Here is a 16,391-nt window from a genome sequence, read left to right on the forward strand (position 1 = left end):
TTCTTGTCAATAAAATTGTATAAAAAGTATTATATGGACCCTTCTGTGCTTAATTGCTTCCTGCTAAGTATCCTGTAGAAAATGCCATTTGAAGATTGTATCCACCTGTCTCAGCATCAATATCTATAACCTCTCCTGCAAAATAAAGGTTTTTTATAAGTTTTGATTCCATAGTTGAAGCATTTATTTCTTTAACTTTAACTCCACCTGAAGTTACTTGAGCTGCTTTAATCGATAAAGTTTCTCTAACTGTTAGTTTCATTTCCTTCATATAAGTAATTATCTTATTCTCATCAGTCTTCTTTAAGTCATTAATCTTAACCTCTGTTACTCCTAACATATCAAATATTTCTTTCAAGTAATTTTGTGGAAGAATGCCTTTTAAATTATTAAGTACAGTCTTATTTGGATTGCTCCACATAATCTCTGATATTTCCTCCTTAGACTTATTTCTTAAAAAATCTAAAGTAACTTGTACTTCTCCCTCTCCTAAAGCTTTGCTTATATAAGATGAAAGCTTTAACACTGCTGGTCCTGATATTCCAAAATGAGTGAATATCATATCACCAAACTTTTCTATACTCTTCTTTTTAATCTTAGCTGAAACTACAACATCCTTCATTGCAACGCCTTGTAAACTCTTAACAAACTCTTCCTTTATAACTAATGGGATTAATGCTGCGTATAAAGGTGTTATAGTGTGTCCACATTTACTTAATACTTCAAACATAGAACCATCTGAACCAGAACCTGGGTAGCTCTTTCCTCCTGTTGTAACAATTACCTTTTCGCCTAAAATCCGCTTGCCATCATCCGTTACTACACCTTTAATTTGTCCATCTTCAACTATCAACCCTTGAACCTTACTGTTATACATAATCTTAACATTATTTCTTTCTAAATCATTTTTCAGTAATTCTATAACTTCATCGGCCCTATTACTTTTGGTATATATCTTTTGGTCAAGCTCCTCCTTATATTCTAATCCAATTCCTTTAAAGTATTCTAAAAGTTGATTATTTGAAAATGTATAAAGAGCGCTATATAGAAATTTCTTATTACTTACTATCTTATCAAAAAATTCCTCTATATCTCTATTATTTGTAATATTGCATCTGCCTCCACCCGTAAGTTTTAGCTTTGCACCAATTTCTTTGTTTCTTTCTATTAATATAACTTCACTATTTTTTGCTGCACTGATAGCTGCCATGATACCAGCAGGTCCTCCTCCAACAACAATAACTTTTAGCATAAACACACCTCACTAATTTTCATTTTTTAGTCCTTTAATACACTTTTTTAAAATCCTCATAATATTTTTATCGTAAGTTTCACCCTGAAAAATAATGCTTAATACGCTACCTTCTAAAATGCCTTTTAATAATTGTGACTCATCTATAATAATCCCTCCCTTCTATTCTATTTATAGTAGTAATTATACTAATAATAAATCCTAGAATTCAAATGAAGCTAGGATTTATTATTATATCATTTTACGTGCATCAATTATTGTTTGATATAAAGCTATTAGAATACAATCAATAATCTGATCTTTTTTCTCCCCTGTAGTTTTCTCAGAGTAACAAATGATTTTTAGCTTCTCTATGCACTTATCTATTTTAGACTGATGTTCTTGCGATATTTTTTCAATATATTTAATTGGAATTTTCTCTTCTACCCATCTCTTATTCGTATCGTTAATGCCTAACTCTACTAATGATAGTATCTTACAAAACAAAATATCTGGATTATCCTGAATAGTTTCATTTATAAGCATGATTTGATTAATAATAGACTTCCATACATCATATTTAATTTCTAAAAACATCCTCATATATTTATCCTCAAAAGTAGGAATTTGATAATTTACTATATCATCAATATCATCAATAGCAGAGGATTCTTCCTTGTTGTGTTTCGAATCTTCCAACAAATTATTTAATCCTGGTATCTTTAAGGTCTTAATCAATAAAGGTAAAAAATTAGAAGGTATAGGCACTCCGACTAATGTTAGATTTTCTAAAATACTTATACTCTCTGTAATTGCTAGAAAAGCTATAACAATTTGAGATAACATGCTTGTATTTACTATTGGAACTATAATATTCTCTAACAATTTAACTGTAATTATGGAAAGTGTATAAGTGCTAACTTTTTTAGTGAATTTACGTAGTCCCACACTTGAAAACCTTTTATATTTTATAGCAGTATATATTCCTGTAATAGTATCTAAGCTAATAAGCACCAAAAGTATAGTATATGAAGTTTGTATGCTTGTGAATATTTTAGAAAGGATGCCCAATATTCCAGATATTCCATATATTTTTAAAAAAATGTTGTTCTTGTCCATTTTCTCATCTCCATTAATACTAGACAACTATAAACATGGGACAAATAATTAAAACAAATTATTTGTTCCATATAATATATGCAACATTTAAGAGTACTGGCATAGATATATTTATCCATATTCTAAATAATATTAGTTGGAGATGACAAATGACTGTATACTAATATGAATAAAATGTTGATAAAGTGGAGGTTTCATACTATGGTTGTGGATAACTTTAAGAATACATCTAGCAAGTTCGATAAGCTCGTATTAAGCAAGGTGAACTTCCACAAATAAATTCTACATTACTTATGGTACGGTTCCCCACTTATTATTCTAAACCCTCTATAAACCTGTTCCAGTAGCATTACTCTAAATAATTGATGTGGAAAAGTCATCTTTGAAAAGCATAATTTATAATTAGCTCTTTCTAAAACAGCCTTAGATAGTCCCAATGAACCTCCAATAACAAAAGCTATATTACTGTCACCTCTTATACCTAAATCCCTTATATAATTGGACAACTCCACTGAGGATAACATCTTTCCATTTAGCTCTAGAGCAATTACAAACACATTATCCTTTATGCTTCTTATTATTGCGTCGCCTTCTTTATCTTTTATTATAATCTCTTCTTTTTCAGAGGCATTATCAGGAGTTTTTTCATCACTTAATTCAATTACATTAAGTTTACAATATCTAGATAATCTTTTTGTATATTCATCTATAGCACTTTTTAAATATTTTTCTTTTATTTTTCCTACACAAATTATAGTTATATTCATTTTTAGCTCTCCTTATTTCACTTATATTACATTTTTCATAAGTATAATATAAGATTGCATGACATATTTTAAAATTACAAACCAGATCATTACCTGCGGAGCTGGAATGTCGTTAAAAACAAATAACATGGATAAACCCCCATGTTATAACTAAAATTCGAATGGCATTCTATATGCTCAAGTCTCTTTTCTTATAAAACACATATGTGATGCTTATGGTTGCTGAAATAATTATAATTGATAAAACTACAAAACTCAATTGAAAACCACCACCATTAATCAAATTCTTAGCTTCATAATATTTGAATGGTGTAAAGTATTTAAGATTTTTAAATTTACCGCTTAAGTCTATTGCCATAGATAATATATACGTTATTAAAAGAACTGCTGTAGATATTGATGTTGCAGTCTTTGGATTTTCGCTTATTGCAGCTATGGCCGTGCCAATAAACATAAATATAAGCTGCAAAACAAACATTCCGCTCATTAAGATTACTATCTCTGTGGTTACTGCTTCCCCTTTACTGTATTTCCCTACCACAATGATCGAAGAAACCAAAGTAATAATATTAAATATTAAAACATTCACAAAGGCTGCCAATAGTTTTGATGTTATGATTTTATTTCTTGAAATAGGTTTTGAAAGTAGAAACTCTGCAGTTTTATCTCTCTCTTCTTTTGAAATTATATCAGCCCCAAGCATAGCAGCATGAATAGTTGCCATAAGCGCTAAATATAAAAAGAGCATTCCATAATAACCACTAGCCTTTGACAAATCAAAACTACCTATACCAAAGATTGTTTGCATAGATTTTGGCATTTGATCAAATAAATCATTCATTGACTGACCTGAGGCTGATAATGCAACATATTTGCCCATACCAGCAATAACCATAAATAAAATACCAAAAGCCCATATAATAAGCCCTTTTCTATGGGCCCTCATCTCTACAATAAATACATTCATAAACTAACCCCCTCGTATCATTCATTAATAAATATTAAGTGTTAACATATCTAAGCAGCATGAACATCTTTTTTAGAATATATAAAATAGCTGGCAGTAATTGCAAAAGCAATAAATCCTATTCCTATTATAATAAATGAAACCTCATAACTTGAATTTTTCATGATGTAATTTGCGTCAAAATACTTAAAAGGAGTAACGTAACGCATGGCAGCATCTCCCGATGTAGCTGCAAACATACCAATAATGAAAAATGTAAATACAGTACCAAGGGAAATAGGTAGCACCGATTTAATCTTTGGCATCACAACTGAAATTATAATCCCCAAAGCAAGAAACATAATCTGAACGAAAAACAATGTAATAGAAATCATAAAAAATAGCTTGTAACTATAGTCTTTTGTTGAAACAATGGACACCATAATGCTAGAAGCTAACAAGTAGATTATATTAGTAATTACAAGACAGGTTAATGCAGCCATTAGCTTTGATGTCATAATCGCCCTGCGAGTAACAGGCCTAGTTAAAAGAAAATCTGCTGTTTTTGCGCCAACTTCCTTTGATACAATGGAGGTTCCTAGATTCATAGCTTGAATGGCACCACAAAGTGTTGTATATAAAAACATATAGGAGTAAAACCCTAAAATAGAAGACATACTATCTACAGAGAATCCCATTGCTTTTCTTACTGGCTCTGGAAATCCTTTCATTATTTCTTTAAATGCCTCAGCTTCCTTTGAAAAAGCGGGGAACATTGATAAGAAAAGAATAACAAGTGTTATTAAAGAACAAGTCCATATAATAGTGGATTTCCTATAAGTCTTTAATTCATGAAGAAACATATTCATAGCTTTTAGTCCTCCTTTTCATAGTAATGCATAAAGATCTCTTCGAGGTCTGGCTCTTCAATCCAAAGATTACTTATTTCTATTTCCGAAATCTTTTTCATAATAAAATTAATATTACCACTAAACAAAAAGCTTACTACATTATCCTTTATATCTAAATTGGCGACTCCACTGATTTTAAAATAATTATCATCTATTTTTGATTTTACCTCAATTTTAATTTTTTTATGGTTACTTTCTTGTAATGTACTAATCTTATCAACCTTTATTATTTTCCCCTCTTTAATAATTGCAACACGATTACATAGCCTCTGGACCTCACTTAAAATATGAGAAGAAAGTAAAATTGTTGCACCTTTTTTGTTCTCCTCCTCAAGAAGCTCAAAGAATTTTTGTTGCATAAGCGGGTCAAGTCCACTAGTGGGCTCATCAAGTATAATAAGTTTAGGTGAGTGTAGCAGGCCTTGAACAATACCCACTTTCTTTTTATTCCCAAAAGATAAATCATCAATTTTCTTATTGAGGTCAAGATCCATTATCTCAGCTAGTTCTGTAATTCTTTTGCTACAATCTTTCTTGTAAAAACTAGCAGAATACTTTAGTAAATCAATAACTTTCATATTATCATAATAAAAAATTTCTGACGGTAAATATCCTATTTCCTTCCTTATCTCAGGACCAAATTCTATACAGTCTTTACCGAAAATTGTAGCACTACCACTAGTAGGATAAATCAGAGATAATAACGTTCTTATCGTTGTTGATTTACCTGCACCGTTAGGTCCAATAAAGCCAAAGATTTCTCCTTGTTCAACATTAAAACTTACATTTGTAATACCTCTTGCTTTACCATAACTTTTAGTCAAATTTTTGATTTCAATAGCATTCATTAATAATCCCCCCTGTAATCTTGATACAATTATATTGTTTATTATAGATATTCCTCCTTGTATACTGCATTTTTATAAAAATCATAAATATCAAGTGCCTGTTCATACATTTCGCTCATACTTGAATGATTTTTAACACCTTCGTTCCAAATTCCTTCTGAACACCATCCAATCATTTTATTTAGCTTTTCAATATCCGTGCCATCTTTGAACTTATTTAAATCGATTTTTTCAAACATTTGCTTATACATTTTTTCTTCGATTTTATCATTGATTTCTTTCATTGAGTCAGCAATCTCTGGCATTTTTTCGCAACTCGCTTTAATCACAAATTTATACATATAAGGATATTTTTCTAAAAGAACCATTGTAAAATTCAGACTTTGCGTAAGCATTTTAAAATAATCTTTCTCATCAAAATTAAACTTTTCGTACACTTTTTTCTCCAAAATCTTCATAGCATATTCATATAAAAAAATAAATAATGACTTTTTGTTCTTAAAATATTGAAATAATGAACCTTTGGAAATTTTAGCCTCCGCTGCAATATCGTCTGTTGATGCATGTTTATAGTCCTTTATAGAAAATATATTCGTCCCTGCATTAATAATTCTATTTTGTTTTTCTTCATCCAATTTATAAAAGATCTGATACATAAAAAACTCCTTTCTGATTAGTATAGTCATAATATTACCCCGATGACTGAATGTAGATTGCAATATAAAATGTCCGAAATTTTGAAGAAAAATATAATGTTAAGTTGTAATGGTTTTCTGTTCCATCATATTGGCAGATAAACCGTTGAAAATCCTTCTTGGATAATTGTTGATCCAGTGCTGTATTTGCATAATTTGTTTTTTAGAGAATGCTGAAATATCCACACCTTTTGGGATAAATCGTCGTATCATTTTATTGATATTTTCGTTTGTGCCTCGCTCCCATGAACTATATGGGTGAGCATAATACACTTTAGTTCTCTTTCGTTTATTTCTTACTGAGTTCTCAATACCCTCGAAATCAAGGTTCTCACAGCCGTTATCACAGGTGATTGTTTTAAATGTTTTTGAGAATAACATTCCCATTTTACGCTCCAATTTGTCCAATTCTTTCACGACAGCCGCCTGTGATTTAGATGGTATTTTAAAGACTAACTCCTTACGAGTTACTCTTTCACTTAACACCATTAAGACAGTTTTTGTACCCTGTTTGCCAACTACAGTGTCCATTTCCCAATGGCCTATCTCATCACGTGCAGCTACCGCTGCAGGTCTCTCCGATATGCTAGTTCCTTTGGTATTGTTATACGCTGATCTTATTTTTTTATAGTTTCTCTTTTTAGCATTCTTTTTAACAGGCAGATCTTTGTTACTTATATTTAAAAACAAATTATTATCCAAATAGTTATACACAGTTTTGAAGCAAATAGTTGTTTCAAATTGTAGATCTTTATTTGTGATATTTTGAATAGCTGCATACGGAGATTCGCCATCTATACCAATAGCTTTTTCTAAGTACCTCACCAATTTGTGATCTTTTCCTATTTTTAATGCAGGACCTTTAGCGGCACCTTGTTTGTCATGCTCTGACTGCCCAATTTCTGCGCTATATTCCATTCGAGTGGTTAAGTCACTATTCAATAGTTCTACAATTCCTTTAGCAATTTCACGCCTTATTGTACGTTCTGAACGCCCACCTATTTGCTCCGCAATACGAGTTGAATTAAGTCCCATTTTGTGTAAAGCTTCTAACTTTATGCGTTCCTCGTATGTTATGTGTTTACCTTTTCTGCTCTGTGTGATAAAATCTAATTGACTCATTTGAAATCCTCCCGTATATGTTGGTTTAGTCACTTAACATTATACAAGAGTATTTCTCTTGAGTCTTTATTTTTTGTTACTCTTCGGTCATTTCATTATACAACTTACCACCCCGATGACTGAAAAAAACAACCCCTACAGGAAAGATATTGTTATTTTACCAACAATATCTCCGTTAATTAATATATTTATCCTTTTATTAGAATAGCATCTAATTGATTAAATTATAAAAAAATTCAAAAAAAATAAATAAAACTTACCACAAAAGTGCAAAGTTTTATTTACTACAATTCATATATTGTTTTACATAATTATACTATATTATTTCCCACAGCATTTTTTGTATTTTTTTCCACTCCCGCAGGGGCAAGTGTCATTTCTTCCGATTTTGTCGTTATTGACCACCATTTTGGAATCTCTATAAGCTATTTGAATTTCTCTTCTTTTTTCTTTTGAAAAAATCCCTTCCCATTGTGGAAGTTCATATAAATAATCTGCTTTTGCGTCTAGCATATTGAAATAAAGTTTTTCAAAATCTATTTTGAAATCTACTTTTGTATCACTTTCAGTTTCTTCTAGTTTTATAGGGTCTAAAAGACTATCGTTTATCCCATCAGCAAATCCCATAAAATATATGTTAGATACATCAAAGTATTTTGCAAGCTCGTCCATTGTACCCTTAACTTCATCTTTATGGTTTGATAATAATTTTGTATAGACACGTTTTTCTATTTCCCCATAATCATGCCAAAATGCAGGTTCTCCTTTACGTTTAACATAATCAACCACCATATCTGTCCACTCTTTATATAAACTCATTCTCTATTCTCCTCCGAATCATACTATATTTTGTTATATTACATTATTTTAATAAATATTTCGCTAGCATTCAACATAAAATTGTTAAATCGAATATACTTTCAGAATTTCTTACAACTAACCTATTATTTTTTAATTGGAATTAGGTCCTCTTTACTAAAAGGCTTTGATATATCAAAATTTCCACCTATAGTATCAATATTCCTATTTTCCACTGTTATCTTTACTTTCTTTACAGATGACAATTGAGTTAATGACGCCGATATCCCTTTTAGACAGCTTTTTTCTTTTGTTTCTGTCATATCTATTTTAGCTTCTTTACTTAAATTAACATAAGCAATATTATCTTTAATAGAAAAACTTAATATCCTAGTCTCTTTAGGAAGTATTGGTTTTAGCTCACTTTTTACAGTAGGCCCTTTTACAAGTTCTTGCATAATAGTTTCCCCGATAAGTTCTTCTTTATTAATAAGTCTCTCATCTTTAACTACTCCTACATCAGAACCCTCTTTAGTGCCATCAAAATAAACACCCAATTGGATAAATCCATCTTTTTCTAGGGGCAGGTTTAGATTTTGAAGCTTTTCTTTATTTGTGACACTTTTCTCATCTTTTTTTTCGCACCCATAAAATGACATTGTTGAGCCAACTAGCAATGAACATAATAATATTTTGATTGCTTTTTTCATATTTGACCTCCCTTTAATAATCCACTAAAGTGGCCTAATTAACGACTTCAAAAGGAGATTTATGGCACTCACTAAAGTTTATATTCGTTATATTATGTAACACCTGCTTATAGACGTAAGTGACTTTCCTTCTGAAATGTTGTTAAAAGTTGATTACATCACTTGGCATATCTCTTCTAGCTAAATTCAAAGAAATATCCCTACCTATTTCAATATGATTTTCTTTGAGTATATTGACCACTGTTTGATAGGCTAAATCAGGATAATTATTAGTTTTACTCAAATGTCCCAAAAAAATATGTTTTTGCTTATCATTCATTATTTCTACTATAGCTTTCCCACATGCATCATTGGATAGATGTCCCATATTACTTAATATTCTTCTTTTCAACGGATACGGATATGGTCCAAATTTCACCATTTCCACATCATGATTACTCTCGAGTAGAATTACATCTGCATCTTTTATCATATTCTTTACTTCATCAGAGAAATATCCTAAATCTGTAGCTATGCATGCCTTCTTATTACCACTATATAAAGCATATCCTATAGGCGCTGCCGCATCATGTGATATATTATAATTTATTATATGCATGTCTTTTATATCCACAGAATTATTATTGATGATTTTTATATTATTTTCTTTTATCTTACCTATCTTGATTTTCATAGCTTCCCAAGTATTCTCATTGGCATATATCGGTATATTATATCTTCTAGAAATAATTCCTGCACCCTTTATGTGGTCAGAATGTTCATGAGTAATAAAAATGCCATCAATATCATTAGGATCTTGGTTTATTTCTTTAAGTGCGCTTTCAATGCTTTTACCTGGCATACCAGCGTCAACTAAAATTTTTGTATTTTCTGACGCTACAAATATGCTATTTCCGCTACTTCCACTATATAATGGACAGAATATCATAATTGTCTCCTTTAATTTCAAATTGTTACATAGTAACTCTTTTTATATCCGCCCCTATGCTTCTAAATTTTTCTTCAATATTTGGATATCCTCTATCAATATGCTCTATGCCTAAAATTTCTGTAGTACCTTCTGCTATAAGCCCCGCTATAACCAAAGCTGCTCCCGCTCTTAAATCTGATGCAATAACTACTTTCCCTATAAGTTTATCTACGCCATCTACCGTAGCGACACTTCCTTCAACCTTTATATTAGCGCCCATTTTTTTAAGCTCGTCCACATGCTTAAATCTAGCTTCCCAAATGCTTTCATTTATTATGCTTCTACCCTCTGAAACAGATAACAATGTGTTCATTGGTTGTTGGACATCCGTTGGAAATCCAGGATAAGGCAAAGTCTTAATATTTACAGCCTTGAGTCTTCCTTCAGATTTAACAGTAACACTATCTCCACCTTCATGTACATCTGCTCCCATTTCCATAAGCTTTGCTGAAATTGATTCAAGATGTTTTGGAATAACATTATTTATAGTTACTTCCCCACCACAAGCAGCAGCTGCTATCATAAAAGTACCTGCCTCAATTTGATCTGGAATTACACTATAGTTGCATCCTGTTAATTCTTTTACACCTATAATTCTTATAACATCCGTACCTGCCCCTTTAATATTAGCTCCCATAGAGTTTAAAAAGTTAGCTACGTCAACAACATGTGGTTCTTTTGCAGAATTTTCTAAAATAGTTGTACCTTCTGCAAGCGTTGAAGCGGCCATTACATTTATTGTTGCACCTACACTAACAACATCAAAATAAATACTAGTTCCAATTAGTTTATCTGCCTGAATGTTTACAGCACCATTCTCAATAACTACTGTTGCTCCAAGTGCTTCAAACCCTTTTATATGTTGATCTATAGGTCTTACACCTATAGGGCACCCCCCCGGAAGCTCTACCCTAGCCTTTTTAAACCTAGCTAAAAGCGCACCAATCAAATAATAGGAAGCTCTCATTCTTCTTACATCTTCTGTGTTAGCATCAATGCTAGTTATATTTGTACTATCTATAGAAACTGAATTTTTTTCTCTTTTAATTTCACATCCTAAATTTTCCAATATTCTTTCTATACAATTTACATCTTCTATATTAGGAATATTTTCAATGATACATTTACCCTTACTTGCTATTATAGCTACTGGTAAAATTGCTACTGCTGCATTTTTTGCACCACTTATTTCTACCTGACCAAAAATACGTCGGCCTCCGTTAATTACCAATTTATCCATATTTGTATCATCCTCACTATGCATTATATATTAATTACTTTCATTTTTATACATACAATTGAATTATACCATAATAACATTATATTTTAACATTTTTTTTAAATGTTAGACGATATTATTTTATTAAACACAGAATTTCTTACAATATTTATACTTTGTAAAAAAAATAACGTAAAAAATCACCCGTGCTTCCACGAGTGATCTTTACATTGTTTAACTTTATTATATTGTTTTAAAACTTCCGCAGTCTGTACATTCTGGTGTTTTAGCAACACTTTCATGTTTTACAACTTCAATTTTGTTTAAAGTGCAGTAATTATCATCTTTACAATGGTATTCACATTCATTTACGGTACAACCTATACTGTCATTATGTTTCATAAGAAAAGCACCTCCCTTTATTAATTATAAAACTATTGTTAGCATAATCAAAAATAATTATGCTAACAATACAAAAATATTTGAATTATAACATCTTCATTTTTTCCCCTTAATAAGTTACAAACAAATCTTCATACATAAATTTACACAGGAAATACAAAACCTAAAAATTATGTTATAATACACTTATAATTTACTCAAAATAATGTTAACCAACATTGGTTATTAATTTTGCTTGGAGGAAACATATGAAATATTTTTTAGTTGCGTTATTTGATGATTTATCTAATTCTACAGTTCAAAATATTCAAAGAAATATCTGTAGAAAATATAAACTATATAAGAGTTCTCCTAATCTTTTTATACCTATAGTTTCAATAATTAATCCTGATTTAGAAAAATTAGATGTTGTTGTTTCTAAAATTCTATCTCCTTATAAAAAATTTAAAGTGGGCATAAATAATAGTATTAGTTTAAACGAAAATTTAAGTCAAGTTAATCTTGATGTTGAAGATAAAGGATATATTTCTCGATTAGCAAGAAATATTACAGACACTTTAGATTTACATAGTTTTAACGTTAAAAGTGATGATTATAATATTGATTTAAATATTCTATTAGCTAATGCCAATCACATCATTAAAAAGTCATATAACGGAAGTACAATTTCTATTAATGACGCTTTAGATAAGGATGATTTCTTGCAGTTTGTAAAGGTTTCTAAACTTGAATTGTGGAAACAGGTTAGTACTAAAAAGGAAATGCTAGTTAAAAGTTATGAGCTAAGGGAATACTAAAAACATAAAGTTATATTTTAGGTTTGAGGGGGATGACAATGATTTACTACTTGGTTGGCTTATTTGATAAAGTTTCTTATAAATATATAGAATCTATGCAAAAGGCAATCTGTGAAAAGTATAACCTATACAAGTCTGATGCTAATTTACCTATGCTTCATGTAACTCTAGAAATAATAACTAATCCCAATCTTTACGATTTGGATACTGCTTTAAAAAACATTCTTAAGAATTATACTAAATTTGAAGTTGAATTGAATGGTGTGATATGTTTTGACCCTCCCTATAAGTCTGTAAATTTAAATATTGGTAATGAAGGCACTATATATCAATTATCTAAAGATATAAATTCAATTTTAAATTTACATGGCTTTAAGGTTAGAGATGATATTGAAACTTGGAATTTGCATATCTCACTAGCTAACACAACTTTTGCTGATAGAGAATGGTCTAATAGTGAATATTTAGCAGCTTGTGCTTCAGCCAAGGATGAAAATTTCTCAAGAACTATCACAGTGGATACTGTCGAACTTTGGAAACCTATAAATAACAATGATGAAATGGTGACTAAGAAATATATTCTATAAAATATATCATTCGATTTTCTTGCACCTTAATATCAATTAAAATGAATATACATAATTCAGTAAAAAGGCGGTTTCAAATATGAATTTACAAAAATTATTCCAGATGCAAAATACTTTAGACCATAGAATTCAAGTGCAACATAACCTTGAAGGAGTACCCTTATTACAAAAAAAAATACTTTCCCTTCAAGTGGAACTAGGCGAACTCGCGAATGAAACTCGTTGTTTTAAATTTTGGAGTACAAAGAAACCTTCAAGTAACGATGTAATTCTTGAAGAATATGTTGATTGTATACACTTTATTTTAAGCCTCGGAATAGAAAAAAACTTTCAAGATATTACTTTGAATACTAAATGTATTACCTCTGAATTATCTCAGCAGTTTTTAACTGTGTATACAAATATTTCAGATTTTATAATTTGTTCTTCTCTTGATAACTATTTAAATATTTTTCAAAACTTTTTGAGTTTAGGTCAAAATCTAGGATTTTCAGAAGAAGATATTGAAAATGCATATTTCTATAAAAATAAAATTAATCATGAAAGACAGGATAATGGATACTAATTCATATTCAAATATAGTGAAAACCTTTCTTCTGAAAGGTTTTCACTATATTTTTTTAATATTATAACACATTCTGGGTAAACTACCCTAGAGGAGTGTGATTGTAATTGGGATTAATATTTTCTATAGTCGCAGGCATCTGTATGAGTCTTCAAGGTGTTTTTAATACAAGGGTAAGTGAAAAAGTTGGGCTTTGGGAAACTAACGTATTCGTTCAAGGAACTGGATTCATCGTGACCTTAATAATACTCCTTATAGTTGGCAATGGTAATATCAAAGCTATAAAAGAAGTAAATAAATTATATTTACTAGGAGGATTCTTAGGGGCTATAATTATATTTTCTGTTATGCAGGGAATATCAATAATGGGACCGACCTGCTCCATTGCAATTATATTAGTTGCTCAACTACTAGCCGCCGGTGTAATTGATAGATTTGGAATGTTCGGAGCTCAGCAAATTAAATTTGCTTTATCTAAGTTTATAGGTATTGGCATAATGATTGTAGGTATAATAATTTTTAAATGGAAATTTTAATAATCTTTTTTATTAACATTTTAAAAAAATTTGCATATACTATAATAATGTAACAATACATTTAGGAGGCATACATGTTTTCCTTCAAAAATAAGTTAGATCCCAACTTAAGGTGTGCTTTACTTAGTAGCCTATATGAAAACTATAGGGTAATAATACATTGCAAATCCCTTGAGACTAAAACCGTTAATAAAATTAAATCTTTAAAATGTGATATTCTCCGCCATATCCCCTCAATAAATTGTATTTGTGCTATTTTAACTTCCAGTGCTATATACAGATTACTAGAATATCCCCAAGTAACTTATATAACTTTTGATTCTTATGCACATTTATGTGGTAATAGTATACTCGCGTCTAATGGCGTATCCTTTCAAAATGACTATAGCCTTACTGGAAAGGGCATTGGCGTTGGAATAATTGATAGCGGTGTGTATCCCCATCCTGACTTATTAAATCCTTGTAATAAAATTAGAAAGTTTGTAGACGTTGTTAATAATTTAAACTATCCTTATGATGATAATGGTCACGGCACCTTTATGAGCGGATTAATTTGTGGTAGTGGTTATGGATCTAAGGGTATGTATAAAGGTGTCGCCAAAAATAGCCATATATACATGATTAAAGCCTTTAATAAACTAGGAAAGGGTTTTGTATCTGATATTTTATTTTCATTAGAAACTCTATTAAGCGAAGATAATGACTTTAACCTTAAAATCATTTGCCTTCCTTTTGAAACTTTTGAAACTAATGAATTTGTCCTTTCTTTATTCTCAAAGCTTTTCGACCTTGCAATCTCAAAGGGCATAGTAGTAATCGTTCCTAGTGGTAGCAATAAAAATGTTAAAAGTTCTGTGCGGGGCATAGCTACTCTTAAAAATTGTATAACGGTAGGTGGGTATGATAGCATAGGAAGCCCAAAAATATATGAATATTCTTCCTGCGGTCCTTTCCAAAAGCTTGATAAGCCAAATTTGATAGCTGCCTGTGTTAATATTTGCTCTTTGATTTCTGATGCACAATTTATCTCTGAAAAAAATGGTGTGAAGCTTTATCCTACTCGCATCACTAATCTGTATACGACCTACACTGGAACTTCATGCTCTGCGGCTTTTATAAGTGGATTATGTGCACTGCTGTATGAGAACAATATAAATTTATGTTATAAGGATACATTGGCTTTATTAAAGACATCTTCAAGCCTAATAAATTCCCCAAAATATATGCAAGGTTCTGGAATTGTAAACTTAGAAAAATTATTACCTTAAAACATCACCTGCGGAGCTGAAACATTAACGACTTCAGAAGGGGATTTATACTCCCACTGAAGTTTTCTATTTGTTAGGGTATGTAACTCCCGCTTATAAAAGTGGGAGATCTTCCTTCTGAAATGTTTAATGTAATTATATTTTAAAGCCTAATTCCTAATATATATGGCATGTTAGCACAATAACTATACATTCGCTGTATAATTATTGTTTAATAAAAACACATTTGGTGTATAATATAGATATCGTTTAATATTTATAATTAAGTAAAAACAATTATCAACGTCAAACAATAATATTATACTATTGTAAATTTACATTTCCAAGGTCATAATCATTGTTTTAGACCAGAGGAATATGAGGAGGATTATTATGATAAGCGAAAGATTGTTCAATGAACTAAACAAGCAAATGAACTTTGAATTTTATTCTGCACACCTTTATTTAGCTATGTCAGCTTATTGCGCAGCAGAAGATTTTGATGGTTTTTCTAATTTCTTTAAAGTACAAGCTGAAGAAGAAAAATTCCATGCTATGAAATTTTATAATTATATAAATGAAATGAACGGACGCTTAACTTTAGAAGGAATGAGTGAACCTCAAAACGATTATGAAACACTTCTTGATGTTTTTAACATAGCATATGCTCATGAAAAAGTTGTAACTAGTAATATTTATAATCTTACTGACATTGCTACTGAAGAAAAAGAACATGCTACTATAAGCTTACTTAAGTGGTTTATTGATGAGCAAGTTGAGGAAGAATCTAATTTTAATGGCCTTATAAAAAGGCTTGCGAGAATCAACGCTGATCCTACAAGTATTTATATGCTGGATAACGAACTCGCAACTAGGGTTTTTGTACCACCTGTTACTAAATAAAATAGATAAATTCATAAA

Annotated in this window: 19 protein-coding genes; 6 read left to right on the top strand and 13 right to left on the bottom strand. The window is 30.5% G+C overall.

Going from position 1 to position 16,391, the window contains the following annotated elements; all coding sequences use genetic code 11:
- Positions 1-49: 49 nt before the first annotated feature.
- The 13 genes from ACWJKS_RS18080 to ACWJKS_RS18140 all read right to left on the bottom strand — a co-directional run bounded on the left by ACWJKS_RS18080 (position 50) and on the right by ACWJKS_RS18140 (position 11,738).
- Positions 50-1,252 carry a BaiN/RdsA family NAD(P)/FAD-dependent oxidoreductase gene (locus tag ACWJKS_RS18080; protein WP_462960145.1) on the bottom strand — a complete coding sequence of 401 codons (1,203 nt, stop codon included), beginning with the start codon at positions 1,250-1,252 and terminating at the stop codon, positions 50-52.
- A 231-nt stretch (positions 1,253-1,483) separates the two neighbouring features.
- Positions 1,484-2,350: a phage holin family protein gene (locus ACWJKS_RS18085; protein ID WP_462952646.1), complete on the bottom strand. Its 867-nt coding sequence runs from the start codon at positions 2,348-2,350 to the stop codon at positions 1,484-1,486.
- 287 nt (positions 2,351-2,637) lie between these two features.
- Entirely contained in the window at positions 2,638-3,117 is a 480-nt protein-coding gene (rlmH, locus tag ACWJKS_RS18090; RefSeq protein ID WP_462960146.1) for a 23S rRNA (pseudouridine(1915)-N(3))-methyltransferase RlmH, read from the bottom strand.
- Positions 3,118-3,286: 169 nt separating this feature from the next.
- A complete protein-coding gene (locus ACWJKS_RS18095) occupies positions 3,287-4,084 on the bottom strand; it encodes an ABC transporter permease subunit (protein ID WP_462954834.1) in 798 nt (265 codons plus the stop codon).
- Between the two features lie 50 nt (positions 4,085-4,134).
- Positions 4,135-4,932, bottom strand: a complete 798-nt coding sequence (locus ACWJKS_RS18100; protein WP_216302106.1) for an ABC transporter permease subunit — start codon at positions 4,930-4,932, stop codon at positions 4,135-4,137.
- A 5-nt stretch (positions 4,933-4,937) separates the two neighbouring features.
- On the bottom strand, positions 4,938-5,822 hold the full coding sequence (locus ACWJKS_RS18105; protein WP_216302107.1) for an ABC transporter ATP-binding protein: 885 nt from the start codon (positions 5,820-5,822) through the stop codon (positions 4,938-4,940).
- A gap of 41 nt (positions 5,823-5,863) precedes the next feature.
- On the bottom strand, positions 5,864-6,478 hold the full coding sequence (locus ACWJKS_RS18110) for a TetR/AcrR family transcriptional regulator (protein ID WP_462952643.1): 615 nt from the start codon (positions 6,476-6,478) through the stop codon (positions 5,864-5,866).
- 99 nt (positions 6,479-6,577) lie between these two features.
- The gene (locus ACWJKS_RS18115; protein ID WP_462959495.1) at positions 6,578-7,639 is read right to left on the bottom strand and encodes an IS30 family transposase; all 1,062 of its coding nucleotides are present in this window, start codon (positions 7,637-7,639) and stop codon (positions 6,578-6,580) included.
- Positions 7,640-7,960: 321 nt separating this feature from the next.
- A complete protein-coding gene (locus tag ACWJKS_RS18120) occupies positions 7,961-8,458 on the bottom strand; it encodes an SEC-C metal-binding domain-containing protein (protein ID WP_216302109.1) in 498 nt (165 codons plus the stop codon).
- 125 nt (positions 8,459-8,583) lie between these two features.
- Entirely contained in the window at positions 8,584-9,147 is a 564-nt protein-coding gene (locus ACWJKS_RS18125) for a GerMN domain-containing protein (RefSeq protein WP_216302110.1), read from the bottom strand.
- Between the two features lie 142 nt (positions 9,148-9,289).
- Positions 9,290-10,075 (bottom strand): MBL fold metallo-hydrolase, encoded by a 786-nt coding sequence (locus ACWJKS_RS18130; protein ID WP_216302111.1) that lies wholly within the window; start codon positions 10,073-10,075, stop codon positions 9,290-9,292.
- Between the two features lie 25 nt (positions 10,076-10,100).
- Positions 10,101-11,357, bottom strand: a complete 1,257-nt coding sequence (locus ACWJKS_RS18135; RefSeq protein ID WP_165411760.1) for a UDP-N-acetylglucosamine 1-carboxyvinyltransferase — start codon at positions 11,355-11,357, stop codon at positions 10,101-10,103.
- Positions 11,358-11,579: 222 nt separating this feature from the next.
- A complete protein-coding gene (locus tag ACWJKS_RS18140) occupies positions 11,580-11,738 on the bottom strand; it encodes a DUF1540 domain-containing protein (protein WP_165411761.1) in 159 nt (52 codons plus the stop codon).
- Positions 11,739-11,986: 248 nt separating this feature from the next.
- Here ACWJKS_RS18140 and ACWJKS_RS18145 point away from each other — a divergent pair, with 248 nt between their 5' ends.
- From ACWJKS_RS18145 to ACWJKS_RS18170, 6 genes are all read left to right on the top strand, one after another.
- Positions 11,987-12,535: a hypothetical protein gene (locus tag ACWJKS_RS18145; RefSeq protein ID WP_216302112.1), complete on the top strand. Its 549-nt coding sequence runs from the start codon at positions 11,987-11,989 to the stop codon at positions 12,533-12,535.
- 38 nt (positions 12,536-12,573) lie between these two features.
- A complete protein-coding gene (locus ACWJKS_RS18150; RefSeq protein WP_216302113.1) occupies positions 12,574-13,122 on the top strand; it encodes a 2'-5' RNA ligase family protein in 549 nt (182 codons plus the stop codon).
- 79 nt (positions 13,123-13,201) lie between these two features.
- Positions 13,202-13,687, top strand: coding sequence for a dUTP diphosphatase (locus tag ACWJKS_RS18155; protein ID WP_165411764.1), 486 nt, complete (start codon positions 13,202-13,204; stop codon positions 13,685-13,687).
- Positions 13,688-13,794: 107 nt separating this feature from the next.
- A complete protein-coding gene (locus ACWJKS_RS18160) occupies positions 13,795-14,223 on the top strand; it encodes a DMT family transporter (protein ID WP_258280603.1) in 429 nt (142 codons plus the stop codon).
- A 74-nt stretch (positions 14,224-14,297) separates the two neighbouring features.
- Positions 14,298-15,491, top strand: coding sequence for a S8 family serine peptidase (locus tag ACWJKS_RS18165; protein ID WP_462953416.1), 1,194 nt, complete (start codon positions 14,298-14,300; stop codon positions 15,489-15,491).
- Between the two features lie 372 nt (positions 15,492-15,863).
- Positions 15,864-16,373, top strand: coding sequence for a ferritin (locus ACWJKS_RS18170; protein ID WP_165411766.1), 510 nt, complete (start codon positions 15,864-15,866; stop codon positions 16,371-16,373).
- The last annotated feature ends 18 nt before the right edge of the window (positions 16,374-16,391 follow it).

The sequence above is a fragment of the Clostridium sp. CM038 genome (genome assembly GCF_055081105.1).